This window comes from Peribacillus simplex NBRC 15720 = DSM 1321 (assembly GCF_002243645.1).
GTDB classification, from domain to species: domain Bacteria; phylum Bacillota; class Bacilli; order Bacillales; family DSM-1321; genus Peribacillus; species Peribacillus simplex.
In genome coordinates this window covers 4,166,063-4,184,235 of record NZ_CP017704.1, presented here as the reverse complement: position 1 = coordinate 4,184,235, position 18,173 = coordinate 4,166,063, and the positions used below count along the sequence as shown (strand labels likewise).

16 protein-coding genes and 1 riboswitch are annotated in these 18,173 nt (G+C 41.9%); of the genes, 1 reads left to right on the top strand and 15 read right to left on the bottom strand.

Features of this window, described 5'->3' with window-relative positions; all coding sequences use genetic code 11:
- Positions 1-21: 21 nt before the first annotated feature.
- The 4 genes from BS1321_RS20185 to BS1321_RS20170 all read right to left on the bottom strand — a co-directional run bounded on the left by BS1321_RS20185 (position 22) and on the right by BS1321_RS20170 (position 3,970).
- On the bottom strand, positions 22-486 hold the full coding sequence (locus BS1321_RS20185; RefSeq protein ID WP_063232782.1) for an acyl-CoA thioesterase: 465 nt from the start codon (positions 484-486) through the stop codon (positions 22-24).
- Between the two features lie 262 nt (positions 487-748).
- Positions 749-1,522, bottom strand: coding sequence for a succinate dehydrogenase iron-sulfur subunit (gene sdhB, locus BS1321_RS20180; protein WP_063232781.1), 774 nt, complete (start codon positions 1,520-1,522; stop codon positions 749-751).
- A 17-nt stretch (positions 1,523-1,539) separates the two neighbouring features.
- Positions 1,540-3,291, bottom strand: a complete 1,752-nt coding sequence (sdhA, locus tag BS1321_RS20175) for a succinate dehydrogenase flavoprotein subunit (protein WP_063232880.1) — start codon at positions 3,289-3,291, stop codon at positions 1,540-1,542.
- Between the two features lie 70 nt (positions 3,292-3,361).
- Positions 3,362-3,970: a succinate dehydrogenase cytochrome b558 subunit gene (locus tag BS1321_RS20170; protein ID WP_063232780.1), complete on the bottom strand. Its 609-nt coding sequence runs from the start codon at positions 3,968-3,970 to the stop codon at positions 3,362-3,364.
- Between the two features lie 383 nt (positions 3,971-4,353).
- Between BS1321_RS20170 and BS1321_RS20165 the strand changes: the two genes are divergently transcribed.
- Entirely contained in the window at positions 4,354-4,824 is a 471-nt protein-coding gene (locus tag BS1321_RS20165) for a YslB family protein (RefSeq protein ID WP_063232779.1), read from the top strand.
- A gap of 63 nt (positions 4,825-4,887) precedes the next feature.
- Here BS1321_RS20165 and BS1321_RS20160 read toward each other — a convergent pair whose 3' ends face one another.
- The 11 genes from BS1321_RS20160 to BS1321_RS20110 all read right to left on the bottom strand — a co-directional run bounded on the left by BS1321_RS20160 (position 4,888) and on the right by BS1321_RS20110 (position 18,169).
- Positions 4,888-6,120, bottom strand: a complete 1,233-nt coding sequence (locus BS1321_RS20160) for an aspartate kinase (RefSeq protein ID WP_063232778.1) — start codon at positions 6,118-6,120, stop codon at positions 4,888-4,890.
- 88 nt (positions 6,121-6,208) lie between these two features.
- Positions 6,209-6,385, bottom strand: a riboswitch (Lysine riboswitch).
- A gap of 61 nt (positions 6,386-6,446) precedes the next feature.
- Positions 6,447-8,219, bottom strand: a complete 1,773-nt coding sequence (gene uvrC / locus BS1321_RS20155) for an excinuclease ABC subunit UvrC (protein WP_063232777.1) — start codon at positions 8,217-8,219, stop codon at positions 6,447-6,449.
- Between the two features lie 107 nt (positions 8,220-8,326).
- The gene (trxA, locus tag BS1321_RS20150; protein ID WP_034308995.1) at positions 8,327-8,641 is read right to left on the bottom strand and encodes a thioredoxin; all 315 of its coding nucleotides are present in this window, start codon (positions 8,639-8,641) and stop codon (positions 8,327-8,329) included.
- Between the two features lie 206 nt (positions 8,642-8,847).
- The gene (locus BS1321_RS20145; RefSeq protein ID WP_063232776.1) at positions 8,848-9,825 is read right to left on the bottom strand and encodes an electron transfer flavoprotein subunit alpha/FixB family protein; all 978 of its coding nucleotides are present in this window, start codon (positions 9,823-9,825) and stop codon (positions 8,848-8,850) included.
- A gap of 69 nt (positions 9,826-9,894) precedes the next feature.
- Positions 9,895-10,668 carry an electron transfer flavoprotein subunit beta/FixA family protein gene (locus BS1321_RS20140; protein ID WP_063232775.1) on the bottom strand — a complete coding sequence of 258 codons (774 nt, stop codon included), beginning with the start codon at positions 10,666-10,668 and terminating at the stop codon, positions 9,895-9,897.
- Between the two features lie 122 nt (positions 10,669-10,790).
- Complete coding sequence (locus tag BS1321_RS20135) at positions 10,791-11,564, bottom strand: enoyl-CoA hydratase (RefSeq protein WP_063232774.1); 774 nt, start codon at positions 11,562-11,564, stop codon at positions 10,791-10,793.
- 125 nt (positions 11,565-11,689) lie between these two features.
- Positions 11,690-12,277: a fatty acid metabolism transcriptional regulator FadR gene (locus BS1321_RS20130; RefSeq protein ID WP_063232879.1), complete on the bottom strand. Its 588-nt coding sequence runs from the start codon at positions 12,275-12,277 to the stop codon at positions 11,690-11,692.
- Between the two features lie 199 nt (positions 12,278-12,476).
- Positions 12,477-14,174 carry a long-chain-fatty-acid--CoA ligase gene (locus BS1321_RS20125; RefSeq protein WP_063232773.1) on the bottom strand — a complete coding sequence of 566 codons (1,698 nt, stop codon included), beginning with the start codon at positions 14,172-14,174 and terminating at the stop codon, positions 12,477-12,479.
- A gap of 188 nt (positions 14,175-14,362) precedes the next feature.
- Positions 14,363-15,121, bottom strand: coding sequence for a GNAT family N-acetyltransferase (locus BS1321_RS20120; RefSeq protein WP_063232772.1), 759 nt, complete (start codon positions 15,119-15,121; stop codon positions 14,363-14,365).
- A 220-nt stretch (positions 15,122-15,341) separates the two neighbouring features.
- Positions 15,342-15,749, bottom strand: coding sequence for a DUF350 domain-containing protein (locus BS1321_RS20115; RefSeq protein WP_063232771.1), 408 nt, complete (start codon positions 15,747-15,749; stop codon positions 15,342-15,344).
- Between the two features lie 65 nt (positions 15,750-15,814).
- Positions 15,815-18,169, bottom strand: a complete 2,355-nt coding sequence (locus BS1321_RS20110; protein ID WP_063232770.1) for an endonuclease MutS2 — start codon at positions 18,167-18,169, stop codon at positions 15,815-15,817.
- Positions 18,170-18,173 lie beyond the last annotated feature (4 nt).

Below are 18,173 nucleotides of genomic sequence, written 5' to 3'. Positions count from 1 at the left end.
CTTGTCTAAATGGAAATATTTTTAGGTATGTTCCAGCTCAGTATGCCACATCGATCGCTTCATCTCTTCCGTCCAAGGTATCGGCTTTCCGGTGGCCTTGGAGACTTGTACAATCGTCCCCCTGCCCGTTAAACAAAGTGAACCATCTTGTTTGGTCCCCATATAATGTATGTCCACTGATGAATTCCCGATATGGTCAGCTTTCACATGGATCGTCAATATATCATTGAAAAACACCTGCTTCAGGTAATCACACTGTAAATTGGCAACAACCGGCATCTCACCGCATTCAGCCGAGGTCCAATCCTTCATGAACCCCATACTGTTGAAATACTCAATCCGAGCTTCCTCAAAATAAGTAAAAGGAATCGTGTTATTCAAGTGCCCAAACATATCAGTTTCCGAAAAGCGGACCTTAATCTCATGTTTAAAAGAAAAATCATTGATCCACTCCGTTATATTATCGATATATGATATTCTGCCCATCTTGTGCACACCCTTTCTGAATTGAATGACTATTCACTCATTTTATAAGAAAACAACGATATTGAAAAGGATTTTCTATTGGAAGCTGGTTAATTTGCTTATTGCTCACTTTATTAATCTAATCCTCCATCCTTTGCTGGGTGCCGCAAGTCATTTACACTTCGCTCCTAGTTATCATCGATTCCCAACCAAGTCTGCGTATGTAAAACAATGAGAAAAAAAGAACCCATATCATAAGATACAGGTTCTTTCATGTTCATTATTAAACTTCGTCGCTGCCGAAGAAGTTACGGAATTGTTGGATCGTAGTATCACGGTTCAACGCTGCAATCGAAGTCGTTAATGGAATGCCTTTAGGGCAAGACTGCACACAGTTTTGTGAGTTACCGCAGTTTGCAAGTCCTCCATCACCCATGATTGTATTTAAACGTTCACCTTTGTTCATTGCACCCGTTGGATGTGCATTGAATAAACGAACTTGTGATAATGGTTGTGGCCCCATGAAGTCTGAATTGCTGTTTACGTTCGGACAAGCTTCCAAACAAACACCGCAAGTCATACATTTAGATAACTCGTAAGCCCATTGACGTTTCTTTTCTGGCATACGCGGTCCTGGTCCAAGATTGTACGTTCCATCGATTGGAATCCATGCTTTTACCTTTTTCAATGAGTCGAACATACGGCTGCGATCGACTTGTAGGTCACGAACAACAGGGAATGTACGCATTGGAGCTAGACGAACCGGCTGCTCCAACTGATCGATAAGAGCTGTACATGATTGTCTTGGTTTACCATTGATAACCATTGAACAAGCACCACATACCTCTTCAAGACAGTTCATGTCCCATGCGATTGCTGTAGTGTGCTTGCCTTGTACAGTTACTGGATTACGACGAATTTCCATTAGAGCGGAAATTACGTTCATATTCGGACGGTACGCTAATTCGAATTCCTCATCATAAGGAGCTGAATCCGGTGTATCTTGACGAGTGATTATAAAACGGACTGTTTTAGTCTCAGATTTAGTTTCAACCATTTTTTTGCTCCCCCTCTTTAGTGTTTCGTAGTGTAGTCACGTTTACGCGGTGCGATCAGTGATACATCAATATCTTCATAATGGAATTCAGGTGCTTGATCCAAGCCTTTGAATGTTGCCATAGTAGTTTTCATGAATTCCTCATCATTACGTTCTGGGAAATCAGGTTTGTAATGCGCTCCGCGGCTTTCGTCACGGTTTAACGCACCAATTGTGATTACACGAGCCAATTGCATCATGTTTTGCAGCTGTCTAGTGAATGCTGCTCCTTGGTTACTCCATTTTGCCGTGTCATTGATGTTAATTTTCTTGTAACGTTCCATCAGCTCAAGAATCTTGTTATCCGTTTCTTTCAGCTTGTCATTGTAACGAACTACAGTAACATGCTGTGTCATCCACTCACCAAGTTCTTTGTGAAGAACGTATGCATTTTCGTTACCATCAAGAGACATGACTTCATTCCATTTTTCCTGTTCTTGTTTCTCGTACCCTTCAAACAATGAAGATGGAATGGATTCTGAAGTTTTATCAAGGCCTTCAATATATTTAACGGCATTCGGTCCAGCTACTGAACCACCATAGATTGCAGAAAGAAGTGAGTTCGCACCAAGTCGGTTACCGCCATGTTGAGAGTAGTCACACTCACCTGCAGCGAATAAACCTTTGATGTTAGTCATTTGGTCATAATCCACCCAAAGTCCGCCCATAGAATAGTGAACGGCAGGGAAAATTTTCATTGGAACTTTACGAGGATCTTCACCCATGAATTTCTCGTAAATTTCAATGATTCCGCCAAGTTTTATATCAAGTAATTTAGGATCTTTATGTGATAGATCCAGGTAAACCATGTTTTCTCCATTAATGCCAAGCTTCATGTTCATGCATACGTCGAAGATTTCACGAGTCGCGATATCACGAGGTACTAGATTACCATAAGCAGGGTATTTTTCTTCAAGGAAATACCAAGGTTTTCCGTCTTTATATGTCCAGATACGTCCACCTTCACCACGAGCGGATTCACTCATTAGACGAAGTTTGTCATCTCCAGGGATTGCTGTCGGGTGAATTTGAATGAACTCACCATTTGCATAATTTACACCTTGTTGATAAACGATGGATGCTGCTGATCCTGTATTGATCATTGAGTTAGTCGATTTACCGAAAATGATTCCAGGGCCGCCGCTCGCCATGATGACTGCGTCGCCAGGGAATGATTTGATTTCCATTGAAGTCAGGTTTTGAGCTACGATACCGCGTGCTGTTTGCTCATCATCGATAACAGCTCCAAGGAATTCCCAGCCTTCATATTTCGTTACAAGGCCTTCAACTTCATAACGGCGAACCTGCTCGTCCAATGCGTAAAGTAATTGCTGACCAGTTGTTGCACCAGCGAATGCTGTACGGCTATGTTGAGTACCACCGAAACGACGGAAATCAAGAAGACCTTCCGGAGTACGGTTGAACATAACACCCATACGGTCAAACATGTGGATGATCGATGGTGCTGCTTCGCACATCGCTTTAACCGGCGGTTGGTTAGCCAAGAAATCTCCGCCATAAACTGTATCGTCGAAGTGGATGTATGGAGAATCCCCTTCACCTTTTGTATTTACTGCCCCATTGATTCCGCCTTGGGCACAAACTGAGTGAGAGCGTTTAACAGGCACTAAAGAAAATAAATCAACCTGTTGTCCCAGCTCTGCTGCTTTGATCGTAGCCATTAATCCAGCTAGACCTCCACCAACGATAACTATTTTACCTTTACCCAATTCTGTCACTCCCTTATTTCCATTAGCCAAGCTATGTTTTTCCTAATACTTATAAATGAACTCTATCTTCTTATACGAAAGCGAAAATTGCGCTAATTCCGATATAAGAAAGAAGAACGAAAACGATCAATGTAAAGTAAGTCATGATTCTTTGCGATCTTGGTGAAACTGTCAGACCCCAGCTCACTGCAAATGACCATAATCCATTAGCAAAGTGGAAAATTGCTGAGATAATACCAACAATATAGAACACAAGCATAAATGGACTAGAGAAAATTTCCGCCATCATATCGAAATCAACTGTTGCTCCAAGAGCTGCTTGAACTCTTGTCTGCCAGATATGCCAAACAAGGAAAATCAACGTTATGATTCCAGTTACACGTTGAAGCATGAACATCCAGTTACGGAAGAATCCAAATCTCCCTAAATTGTTTTTTGCTGTAAAGGCAATATAAATTCCGTACACAGCATGGAAAAGGATTGGTAGATAGATGACGACCCATTCAACCAAAATCTTTACGGGCGTAAACTCAATTAAATGAACTGCCCCATTAAAAGTTTCTTCTCCTTTTGTTGCCATAAAGTTTACCGATAAATGAAAAATTAGGAATAGACCAATTGGAATTACTCCTAGAAGTGAATGAAGCCTGCGATTCCCAAACTCACGATTCTTTGCCACTAAGTGCCCCCCCTTAATTTGTGAAAAATCATGCAAAGATAATCTGGTGGCTACCTTTTATCTCCGCGTGAAAATAAAGTATAGAGTCAGAAAACTCCCCTATACTCCCTTTACAATTATGTGACATGTCCATTTTACTCCTGACTTCTATGTGCGTCAAGAAAACGGATACAAGAAATCTCTTTTTCAGAATAGATTTTATTGGATTAAATTGTCTATTTTTTATTTGTCAAGTTGATATTTTGGAGAAATTACTAATTAATCTATTAATATCCCGATATAATTTCTCATTTTTTTCCAATTACTATTTAAATAAATAAAAAACAGTATAATTTGCAAAAGAAATACGTTTATAATAGATTTACAGAAAGAGGCGATAAACTATGAAAAAAAATATTGCTGCTGCGATAGAAGAAGAGATTCAAGCTGAAGAAATTCAAACTGAAGAATTCCAAGTGCCAGCTTTCGGATACGAATTAATCAGAGAAGTTCTATTGAACGATATTCTCGGAAAAGACTCTAATCAAATCCTCTATTGGGCAGGTAAACAATTAGCAAGAAAATTCCCATTGAATGGCGATCAGGAAGTGATTGAATTTTTCCAAAGCGCTGGATGGGGCAATCTGGAAATCATGAAGTATACGAAACACGAAATGGAATTATCCCTGACGGGCGAAATAATCAGCCGCCGCCTGGATTTACACCCTGATTGTCACTTCCAACTTGAAGCCGGTTTCCTTGCCGAGCAGTTTACACTGCAAAAAAAATTCCTCAGCGAATCAACGGAAGAAATCAAACGCCGCGCAAAAAAAGTGATATTCACCATCCAATGGGATCCCAGAGATCCAATCTAATATGCCCTTAAAACAGACTTACCCTTTTTACCGGAAGTCTGTTTTTTATTGGACTCCTTACACTTAAGCTAGCACATTTGCATGCTGACCAAGTTTAAATGCTTCATGAAGAGATTCAACCGCCTTCACCATTTCCTTTTCATTGACGACAGTCGAAACTTTAATTTCCGATGTGCTGACCATTTTCACCTGGATTCCTGTATTGGCCATCACTTCAAACATCTCGGCAGCCACTCCTGGGTTAGATACCATACCAGAACCGACGATCGACACTTTGGCCAACCCACTCTCCGTTTCGACTCGATCGAATCCCAATTGTTCTTTATTATTTTCCAGCACGATCAAGGCCGCTTCTGTATCTTCACTTTTTGTGGAAAAAGATAGATTGGTCGTATCCTCGGCAGTCATGCTTTGAATGATGATGTCTACATTAATCCGGTTTTTCGCAAGTGTCGTGAAAATTGTGGATAGTGCACCAAGTGATTGGGGCAAACCATATATTGTGACCCTCGTAATACTGTCTTCAAAAGCAATGCCTCGTACAATTAAGTTTTCTTCCATAGTTGCTTCCTCCTCAATGATCGTTCCTGATTCTCTCTCCATGCTTGAACGGACTTCAAGCGGAATTTGATAATTTTTTGCATATTCGACAGCCCTTGGATGAAGGACGCCCGCCCCCAGGTTGGCAAGTTCCAGCATTTCATCGTAAGAAATGGATTGGAGTTTTCGCGCGCCTTTTATGTAGCGTGGATCCGTTGTGAAAACACCCGTTACATCGGTATATATATCACATCTATCCGCATTCAGCGCTGCAGCGATGGCAACCGCCGTCGTATCGGAACCACCTCGCCCTAAGGTAGTGATTTCCCCATTTATATCGTTCCCCTGGAAACCGGCTACGACCACTATTTTCTTCTCCTGAAGCTGAGCTTGGATCCTTGAAGCATCAATGTTTAAAATCCGGGCATTCCCATGAACGGATTCCGTTTGCATGCCAGCCTGCCAGCCAGTATACGAAATAGCTTCATATCCTTCTTCAATCAATGCCATCGTTAACAGGGAAATCGTTACCTGTTCCCCAGTAGTCAATAGCATATCCATTTCCCTCTTGCTCGGGGTTCCGGAAATATCCCGGGCCATGGAAACCAATTGGTCCGTTGTTTTCCCCATAGCTGAAACAACTACGACTACCTCATTTCCATTCTCCGCTTCCTCGATTACCCGATTGGCAACATTTTTGATTTTTTCTACGCTACCGACGGATGTTCCGCCGAATTTTTGAACGATTAATGCCATCCTCATGCACCCTCTCTAGTTTTTAGGCAATAAAAAAAGCAATGAGAAATATCTCATTGCTGTGATCACATATCTAATACTGTAAACACAGTGAGATAGCTCTCCAGGGTATAAACCCTGACAATCCGCCATTTATTAAATGTCGGACCAGGAAAACAAGGTATGAGTCTTGTCTTCCTTCGGCGTCATCCCCTTTCAAAACCTTTCATGGAAGCTCATACTTCTCCAGGTTTTTACTCTTGAATTCCGCACCTCTATCAGCACTTTTAAGTTGTCTAGTTAAAAATTCCTTTTAATCATAGCATAGAGATTTATCGGTAGCAAGATTATTCTTGTAATTTTCTAACGATTCCCTCGGCTACCCCTTTTGGCATGCCAGCTTCCATGATTTCTTCGGCCGTTGCCTCTTTGATTTTCTTCAATGATCCAAAATGCCTTAATAATTGCTTCCTTCGTTTTTCCCCGACTCCTGGAATATCATCAAGCTGGGAGTGAACTGCATTTTTCCCGCGTAGCTGGCGATGAAACGTAATCGCGAACCGATGCACTTCATCCTGAATTCTTTGCAATAGGTAAAATTCCTGGCTCCGTGAATCAAGAGGTACGAGTTCAAGAGGATTTCCGATCATCAATTGCGATGTCCTATGCTTTTCATCCTTAATGAGGCCTGAAAGTGGTATATCAAGGCCCAATTCATTTTCCAGAATATCCCGAACGGCTTCCACATGTCCCTTTCCGCCATCAATGATGATTAAGTCCGGAAGCGGCAGCCCTTCTTTCAATACTCGTGAATACCTTCTTCTGACCACTTCACGCATCGATCCATAATCATCAGGCCCCTGGACCGTCTTGATCTTATATTTACGGTACTCCCTTTTTTCCGGCTTCCCATCAATGAACACGACTAAAGCGGAAACAGGGTCACTTCCCTGGATATTGGAGTTATCGAAAGCTTCAATTCGATGCGGGGTGTAGATACCCAGTTGGTTCCCGAGGTTTTCCACCGCATTGATCGTTCTTTCTTCATCCCTTTCAATCAAAGAGAATTTTTCCTGAAGGGCGATGGAGGCATTTTTATTCGCCAATTTAAGCATGTCTTTTTTCGCTCCCCGTTTCGGGTGAATCGTTTTGACACCAAGCAGCCCTTCGGCCATTTCGGCATCCACTGATTCAGGCAGCAAGATTTCCTTTGGTTTAAAGTGGTTCGTAATCTCGTAAAACTGACCGAGGAATGTAAGAAGTTCCTGTTCGGGTTCATCGTAGACCGGAAAAAGTGAAACATCCCTTTCTATTAATTTACCCTGCCGGACAAAAAATACCTGAACGCACATCCAGCCTTTATCATAGGCAAAGCCAAATACATCCCTGTCGATGAAATCGGTCGTCATCATTTTTTGCTTCTCCATCGTAATATCGATGTGGGCAATCTTGTCACGGAACTCCTTGGCCCTCTCGAAATCGAGCTCTTCTGATGCCTCCAGCATTTTTTCAGTCAGTTCTTTTTTTATTTCAGTATGCCCGCCGTTCAAGAACCGGTTGATATCATCCACCATTTTTTTATATTCCTGTTCCTCTACTTCATATACACATGGGGCCAGGCACTGGCCAAGGTGATAGTATAGACAAACGCGATCCGGTAAAGTATTGCATTTTCTTAGGGGATAGATGCGGTCGAGCAATTTTTTCGTTTCGTTAGCTGCAAAAGCATTCGGATAAGGACCGAAATATTTCCCTTTGTCTTTTTTGACCTTTCGGGTAATGATTAAACGTGGGTGGCGTTCCGCAGTCAGCTTGATGAAAGGATACGTCTTATCATCCTTTAGCATGACATTATATTTTGGGTCATGTTTTTTGATTAAGTTCAACTCTAAAATAAGAGCCTCGATATTGGAGGAGGTGACGATGTATTCGAAATCCTCAATCTCATTGACGAGCCGAAATGTTTTTCCATCATGTGATCCCGTAAAATAAGAACGGACACGATTTTTCAACACCTTCGCTTTGCCTACATATATGATCGTTCCCTGACGATCTTTCATTAAATAGCAACCAGGTTGATCGGGAAGAAGGGCAAGTTTATTCTTTATTTGTTGATTCATGCATTCAGCCTCCTGTTCTCCCATTTTTACAATCATTATATATCAAGATAGCGAAAAAAGCTTCAAGTCCGCAGACTTGAAGCTTTTTTTAGCTAACTTACTATTTATTACGCGTGTTTTGCAATAAGTTCAGCAAGTGCTTCTTTAGGTTGGAAACCAACAACCTTGTCAACCACTTCACCGTCTTTAAGGACGATTAATGTCGGGATGCTCATCACACCGAATTTTCCAGCTGTTTCTTGGTTTTCATCTACATCCACTTTTACGATTTTTGCTGTATCGCCAATTTCAGTATCAAGCTCTTGAAGAACAGGAGCGATCATTTTACAAGGTCCACACCATGGAGCCCAAAAATCTACAAGAACGACACCTTCGCTAGTATCAGTTGTGAAAGTTTGGTCAGTTGCATTTACAATAGCCATATATAATTCCTCCTCAAATTTACTCAAATAACTAAAGACAGTATATCATTGTTGTTAGAATCGATGCTAATATTTTGCTTCAGTGGTAGGATGTCCAAAAAAAGAATAAACATGCAGGCCAAAACCCTTGCCTATAAGCCCAAAGAAAGGGCAAGACATGTAACGGCTTATGCCGCATGTCTTGCCCCTCATCTGTATTATTTCTCTTACGCGTTAACTTTAAGTTTTTTGAATTCTTCCGTAAGTAATGGAACGACTTCGAAAAGGTCTCCGACGATTCCATAATCAGCCACATTAAATATGTTAGCTTCCGGGTCTTTGTTGATGGCAACGATGACCTTGGAGTTGGACATCCCCGCTAAATGCTGGATCGCACCGGAAATTCCGCAGGCGATATAAAGGTCAGGTGTTACGACTTTACCCGTTTGCCCGATTTGCAAAGAGTAATCGCAATAGTCTGCATCACATGCTCCGCGGGAAGCTCCTACCGCACCGCCAAGAACTTGTGCCAGTTCCTTTAATGGTTCAAAACCATCTTCACTTTTCACGCCGCGGCCACCTGCGATGACTACTTTCGCTTCTGAAAGGTCGACCCCTTCACTAGCTTTTCTAACAACATCTTTAATGATTGTGCGTAAATCCTTAATATCCACACTTAATGTAGAAACATCACCAGAGCGGGACTCATCTTTTGCTAATGGTTCGATATTGTTCGGACGGATTGTCGCGAATATCACGCCATCTGTAACAATTTTCTTTTCAAATGCTTTACCGGAATATATCGGGCGGGTGAAAACGATATTTCCGCCTTCTTCTTCAATGGATGTAACGTCGGAGATCAATCCTGATTCAAGCTTTCCAGCCAATTTAGGTGCAAGGTCTTTTCCTAGGGCCGTATGTCCAAAGAAAATCCCTTCTGGCTTTTCCTGCTCGATGACGGCAAGCAAGCTTTGCGCATATCCATCTGAAGTATATTGTTTCAATTGATCATTTTCGACTGCAACAACCCGGTCTGCGCCATACTGGATCAATTCATTTCCAAAATTTTGAACACTATCACCAACTAAAACACCTACGATTTCCCCGCCATCTGCAGCAAGTTTAGCCGCACCGATAGCTTCAAATGATACATTTCTTAGTGAACCGTCACGAACTTCGCCCAATACAAGAAACTTTCTAGCCATTTATAAAAACCTCCTGTGCTCTATTTTTCATTTTGTCGTGTTTTGTTGTTTTGAAAAGTACCGTTTCGATTAAATCACTTTTGCTTCACTGCGTAATAATTGAACAAGTTCGCTAACTTGATCACCGATTTCGCCGTCCAATACTTTTCCAGCTTCTTTTTTAGCAGGAAGGTATATTTCAATCGTTTTTGTTTTTGCTTCAACGTCTTCTTCTTCCAAATCCAGGTCATCCAATTCCAATTCTTCAAGCGGTTTTTTCTTCGCTTTCATGATTCCTGGCAATGAAGGATAACGTGGCTCATTTAGCCCTTGTTGAGCTGTCACCAACAATGGAAGGGATGCTTCGATCGTTTCAGAATCCCCTTCGACATCACGGATAACGCTTACATTTCCATTTGCGATGTCCAGTTTAGTAATGGTTGTAATATAAGGAATTTCTAAAATTTCGGCAACGCGTGGTCCCACTTGACCAGAACCGCCATCGATTGCAACGTTCCCTGCAATGATTAAATCGGCATTTTTACCTTTTAAGTATTCGCCTATAATTTTGGCAGTCGTGAATTGGTCGCCATTTTCTATGTCGTCTTCTATATTTATCAATACGGCTTTGTCAGCACCCATTGCCAGCGCTGTGCGTAATTGCTTTTCAGCCTCTTCGGTTCCGACAGAAATAACCGTTACTTCGCCGCCTTGTGCATCACGCACCTGGATTGCTTCTTCAACTGCATACTCATCGTATGGATTAATGATGAATTCTGCTCCATCCTCATTAATTTTCCCGTTAGATAGTGTAATTTTTTCTTCTGTATCAAATGTTCTTTTCAGCAGTACATAAATGTTCACGATAATACCTCCCGAATAATTTGAGTTTTGAAGATTATGAATTTTATTGATATATAGTATTGTTCTTCATATTTCATCAAAATCCTGCATGATATATAAAAATAGTTATTTATACCGAATCGTCATTGCCCTTTGAATACAGCTTCCCTTTTTTCAATGAAAGCGGCGATTCCTTCTTGTGCATCAGCGGTATCGAAAGCTTGGCCAAAGAGGGCTGCTTCCCTTTCCACACCTTTATGGTAGGAATCATGCTTGGAATAATTTAATAACTCAATGGCCGACTTTAAAGCCAGTGGGCTTTTCTTGGCAATTTTATTGGCTAGTTCCTTAGCTTTAGGAATCAGTTCTTCATCCGTGAAGGCATGATTCGCCAATCCACATTGCACAGCTTGGGTTCCTGAAATAGGTTCACTTGTAAACAGCATTTCAGCTGCCTTTGCCATGCCCACATAACGAGGAAGACGTTGGGTCCCAGCAAATCCAGGGATTAAGCCCAACTGCAGCTCAGGCAAACCCAGTTTAGCCCTTTCAGTTACCAAACGGATGTGACAGGCCATAGCCAGCTCCAATCCTCCGCCAAGCGCCGCTCCATGGATGGCTGCAATGACCGGTTTTGGAAAGGATTCGATTTTCTCAAATACAGATTGCCCATTCTTGGTCAGTTTCTCGAAAGCTTTCCCGTTTTTCACTTCTGTAAATTCTTTAATATCTGCTCCTGCAGAGAAGAATCTTCCTTCACCATGAAGAAGGACAACCCTTACGGCTTCGTCTTTCTCAATTTGATCGAAGGCCTGTGACAGCTCTCCGATGATAGCCGAGGAAAGCGCATTTGCAGGTGCATGATCAATCGTTATAAAAGCCACATGATTTTCGACAGAAAGCTTAAGGTATTCCATATCAATCCCTCCAGGCATGCTAGTCAAACTTTTTTGAAAATTCAATATGTATCACTTCCCGATAAAGCTGGAAGCAGGATTAACCGATTCTTTCGAGGATGGCTAGCCATCCTCTATTTAAATCGTTAACTTTTCAGGCCACAGCCGCCAATTAGAAGGCGGTGAACGTCTGGTGCAAGGTCAGGAAGCGAGTACTTTTGCTCATTCATGACCCAAGTCGTCACTGTTTCGTCAATCGTTCCAAAAATCATCTGCCTGGTAAGTAAACTATTTAAATCAGGCAGGAATTCGCCGTTCTCTTTTCCTTCTATAATGATCTGATCGATTAAATTTAAATACCCTCTTAACACATCATTAATTCTTAGGCGCAATTCTTTATTCGACTGTCTTAATTCCAACTGAGTGACAATTGCTAAATTCACGTCTTCTGAAAGGTTTTGAAAATGTTTTTGGATAAGCACATGAAGTTTATCCGAAGCAGTTGTCTTTCCTTTTAGTTCTTCTTCGATCTGTTCCACAAAATAGCCCATCTTTTCATGGAATAATGATATTAAGATATCTTCTTTATTTTTAAAATAAAGATATATGGTGCCATCCGCTACGCCTGCCTGCTTGGCGATTTTGGATACTTGGGCTTGATAGTAACCGTTTTGGGCAATGACGATAACTGCCGCATCAATAATTTGATTATACTTTGGTCTGTTGCTTTTCACTGGATGTCCCCTTTCAGAAAATGAATGAACCATCATTCATATTTCTATCATAAAATGACGCCCCTTTACTGTCAAGCAAAAACTTCTAAGAGTCCTGACATTCCACTTGTGTTCATTGTACAGCCCCCATCCATAGGCTGTCCAGTCGTTCTGCAAAACACGGAGCTATCTTCCGCTGCTCCGTTAAGGGGGGGCTTGTTTAAGCTTCTTTTCTTTCCTCAGATATTTTTTTCTTTTCTTCCTCGATAAGGACTCTTCTCAGGATTTTTCCTATCGTCGTTTTAGGAAGTTCATCCCTGAATTCATAGCTGCGCGGCACCTTATAGGAAGCCAGGTTTTTTCTGGCAAATTCATTCAATTCCTCTTCAGTGGCCCTGGCATTTTTTTTCAGTACGACATAGGCCTTGACGGTCTCACCTCGATAAGGGTCAGGGATACCTGCCACAACTACTTCCTGTACGGCCTCATGCTCGTATAGCACCTCTTCCACCTCACGTGGATATATATTGAAACCTCCTGCAATGATTGTATCCTTTTTCCTCTCGACCACATAAAAGAACCCCTGCTCATCCATGTAACCCAGATCTCCTGTAAGCAACCAGCCATTTTTAAAGGTTTTTTCCGTTTCATCCGGACGGTTCCAATATCCTTGCATTACCTGTGGTCCTTTTATGGCAATTTCTCCTATTTCATTCGGAGGAAGCTCTTCAAAGTTTTCCAGGGACAGAATCACCGAGTCAGTGTCTGGCCACGGCAGTCCAACGCTTCCTTTTACACGAGGCTGATCCCAAATGAAATTAGCATGGGTCACCGGTGAGGTTTCAGAAAGTCCATAGCCTTCAACAAGCTTCCCGCCGGTAATTTTCTCAAACTGCTCTTGGACCTCTAAGGGCAATGATGCTGAACCGCTTATACAGGCATTTATGGAAGAAAGGTCATATTTAGCGATATCCGGATGGTTCAAGAGGCCGATATACATCGTTGGCGCTCCTGGAAACATGGTCGGTTTCTGTTTTTGGATGGTTTTAAGCGTCGCTTCGACATCAAACTTCGGCATGATGATCATGGTGTTCCCTTCCATGACGGAAAGGACCAAGACCGTAGTCATACCGTACACATGGAAGAAAGGCAGAATCGCAAGGATCCTTTCCTCACCGCGCTTATTTTTATAAAGCCATGCATTGCACATTTTCGTATTAGCCAGCAAGTTCTTATGGGTAAGCATGACCCCTTTGGGAAAACCTGTTGTCCCACCGGTATATTGCAAAAGTGCAAGGTCATTATGCACATCGATCGGCTCAGTGACTTCTTCAGTGATCTTTCGTTTCATGATTTCGGAAAATAAATGATGATTTCCTGCATGCTCCACATTGATGACAATGCCGTATTGCTTTTTTTGAATAAAAGGGTAGATAAGGTTTTTCGGGAATGGCAAATATTCCTTGATAGCGGTTACAATTATATGTTCTATATCCGTTCTTGATGCGACTGCAGTGACACGGGGAAATAAAATATCCATCGCTAAAATTATTTTCGCTCCAGAATCTTTCATTTGATATTCTAATTCACGTTCAGTATAGGTTGGATTCGTTTGAACCACGACTCCGCCGGCCATCAATATCCCAAAAAAGCTTATTACACCTTGAGGACAATTAGGAAGCATGACGGCAACGCGTTCACCTTTTTGAAGACCGATACTTTTTAAATAGGCTGCAAACTTTAAAGCAGATTCATGCACTTCCCGGAAAGTTAATTCTTTTCCCTGGAAATGAATCGATACTTTATCAGGGAATTCTTCGGCTGATTCCTTCAAAAAAGAATAAAGAGGTTTATCTTCGTACGACAATACAGCGGGTATCTGTTCCGGATAAATAGCTTGCCATGGCTTATTGCTCATTTGCCCCCTCCTTCTGAATATTCTCAATACTCTTAATCATTATAATACAATCGGGATTTTCTTACAATTGCCGAATTTCAGAGTATAAGGACCATATGATGAGAAGCAGGCCAGTAGATATGTCCTATATTAACCACAGAGAATATTGGATGAAACACTTAAAAAAGGAAACAAAAAAAGGAGTGGTTCTACTCCTTAGTTTTAATTCTATACCAATATTTATATTTTTCTTCAAACCCCATTTTCCCGTACAAGCATAAAGCAGGCTCGTTCGTTTCTATCACCTGAAGATAAGCATTTTTTGCCCCATTTTCTTTACCCCAATGCAATAGATTACGAATGAGTATTGCACCATTGCCTTGGTTTCGAAAGTTTTCATGGGTAATGATATTGTACAGGCCTATGTATTCGTCTTCCAAAACACCCAGTCCACTTGCTGTCACAGTTCCCCCCTCATCAGTCAACAACATAAAGCATGTTTGTGGAATGATATTCCCTAACATCTTTTTCAGGATGGTTTGATCATGATCATTGATATTACTTAGTAGGCAGAAATCGTGAAACCAGTCATCATGTAAATGATCATACTTTATGACATTGGTTTCATTCGGTGATTCTGTTTCTGCCAAATTCAATACTTGGACACTTGTTGTTCCCTCAAGGACATACCCGGACTCTTCCAGTACTCTATCCAAGTTGATAGGCTTTGCCTGTGGAGTCATTTTGTACACTGCCTTATCATTCTTTGCAAAATATAATTGTTCACAATTCAATATTTTCTTTTTCACATTTTCATTAGATGTATAGATGGGGGTGATAGAATTCGCCCGTTTCGTATATCCATCCGCAAATCGGATAACCCATCCGTCATAGATTTGCGTTTGTATGGCCGGTAAAGCATTCAGCGATAATTCTTCAATCTTTTGTATCAATTTGGAGTGATCCATATTCCTCCTCCTCTTCCGAAAAGTCTATTTGACCATTATTATTATACATGCCACCCCCCCACTCTTTTTAATAGAAACCAAATAAAAGAAGCGGCATGATGGCCGCTTCTCTCAAGTGAAGAATATCATATAAATGATTCCAAATAGAAAAAAGATTCCGCAACAAACAATTAAGACTTTTGCAAGTTTCTCCACAGCTTACTCCCTCTCATGAAGGGCATTAAGAAATTCCGGCGCCGATGACAAAAGATAATGCGATTGATATGATCATCGATAGGAATCCAACTGCCCGATTATCTTTTTGTATCTCTTCATCTATTTTAAATCCAGGAGTCATAAATTCAAAAATGAAATAACCGATCAACAGCAGGACAAATCCGTAAACGCCCCAGCCAATCATGGTAATAAGCGAATTCTGATGGAGGATGGATTGTTGGAATACATAGGCGATTCCAAATATTTTACCACCTGTTGCCAACGCGACAGAAAGGTTTCCCTGTTTGATTTCCTCCCAGTTCTTGTACTTTGTGACAAGTTCAAAAATGGATAAAAAAACAATAATGCACAGAATAACGACACTGTAACGAGCAGCTATATATACATATTCATTTTCCCACATGTTCTCCATGGTCCAACTCCCGAATGGTAACTAGCCACCCGGCTTGGCTGAATAGCCGGAGTGACCACTTTCCTTTATTTAAATTCCACCACCGTAACACCTGTTCCGCCTTCACCGGCTTCACCGAAGCGAATCCTTTTGACAGAGCGGTGATTTTTCAAGTATTCCTGGACCCCGGACCTAAGAGCGCCCGTTCCTTTACCATGAATGATGGAGACACTCGAATAACCGGCCAAAAGAGCATCATCAATATACTTTTCCACTCTTGATATTGCATTTTCAAAGCGTTCTCCACGGAGATCAAGTTCTACGCTAACGTGATAATCGCGGCCTTTGATCGTGGTCAGCGGCTTTGTTTCCTTAACTTTTGTGGCCTTGACGAATTCCAGGTCAGACTCCTTCACCTTCATTTTCATGATGCCGATCTGAACCTGCCATTCATTATTCGAGACCTTCTCTATCAAGTGACCTTTTTGACCAAAGCTTACGACCTTTACTTCATCTCCGGGTTTCAAGCTTTTATCCAGCGGCCTCGCAGCTTTATTTGATGTTTTTTTCACTTTAGGCGCTGCTTCTTCAAGCCGTTTTTTTGCATCGATCAGTTCATGCTCTTTAACATCGGCATGCTTTTCGAGTCGCAGTTTACGTAAGTCGGAAATGATCGCTTCCGCTTCCTTTTGTGCGTTTTCAACGATTGCCGCTGCCTCTTTTGCTGCCTTTTCGACCATAGCATCCCGTTCTTCATGGTATTCACCAATTTGCCTTTGAAGGTCTTTATGAAGAATTTCCGCCTGTTCCAGGTGATTCTTGGCTTCCAGCTCCTCTTCTTCGGCCTTCTTTCGGCTGTCTTCAAGGGATGCTATCATATTCTCAACTTTATTCGTATCCTCACCAATATGGCTGCGGGCGTTGCTTATCACGCTTTCTTCCAAACCAAGGCGCTTGGAAATTTCAAACGCATTACTCCGCCCTGGTACACCGATCAAAAGTTTATAGGTGGGACTCAAGGTTTCCACATTAAATTCGACGCTTGCATTAATGACCCCTTCCCGATCATATCCATACGCTTTTAATTCCGGGTAATGTGTCGTTGCAATCACACGTGCTCCGCGCTTATACACTTCATCCAAAATGGAAATGGCCAAAGCGGCACCTTCCTGTGGGTCAGTACCCGCTCCAAGCTCATCGAATAAAACAAGACTGTCATAATCGACATGCTTAAGGATATCGACAATATTGACCATATGCGATGAGAATGTACTTAAGCTTTGTTCAATCGACTGTTCATCGCCAATATCGGCATAAACAGAGGAAAACACAGCCGTTTCGGAACCATCCAGCGCAGGGATCTGCAGACCGGACTGGGCCATTAACGTACAGAGCCCAATTGTTTTCAGGGTAACCGTCTTACCACCTGTATTCGGACCGGTGATGACGATTGTCGTAAATTCATCTCCAAGAAAAATATCATTGGCCACGACAACATCACTCGGAATGAGCGGGTGTTTCGCTTTGAATAATTTCACGCGTCCCTCATTATTCAGAATCGGCTTGGATCCTTTTATCGCTTTTGCATACTTTGCCTTGGCGACAAGGAAATCGATTTGTGCAAGCACTTTGACATTATGAAGCAATTCAGGGGTGAACGCACCGACTTTTTCCGATAGTTCGACCAATATCCGTTCTATTTCCTGCGTTTCCTTCACTCGGGTTTCCTGCAGGACATTATTCAGTTGAACGATTGCTTGCGGTTCAATGAACAACGTCTGCCCTGATGAGGATTGATCATGAATGATCCCGCCATACACACTGCGGTATTCCTGTTTTACCGGGATGACGAATCGGTCATTCCGGATGGTGATGATGGCATCGGATAACATTGTTGATGCATTGGAAGAACGGATCATGCTTTCTAGTTTTTCCCTGACACGGCTTTCGTTCGTCCGAATCTGGTTTCTTAGGGTACGAAGCTTGTCGCTGGCAGAATCCATCACTTCACCATGTTCGCTTACTGCATACGTAATTTCCTGTTGCAAATCAATCAATGGATGAAGAGAATCGATATATTCGGCTAAAAGCGGAACATCAATTTCCTGCTCTGCGAGTTCTTCGAAGAAACGGCTGAGGATCCTGCCGGCACGAATCGTACTCGCAAGTTCCATCAACTCCATCGGTGAGAGCATTCCGCCAATCTGTGCCCTTTTTGCATGTGGACGGATATCAAAAATCCCGCCCAATGGCAAGTTGCCTTTCAAACGGACGATTTTGGCTGACTCATCTGTTTCTTCCTGCCATCTCGAAACCTCTTCAAAATCCGTGGAAGGCATCAATTGCTCTGCCTTCTCTTTTCCTATGGATGAGGATGCGTGTGAGATTAATTGTTCTTTTATTTTATGAAATTCCAATGTCTTTAAAGCTTTATTATGCATGGAG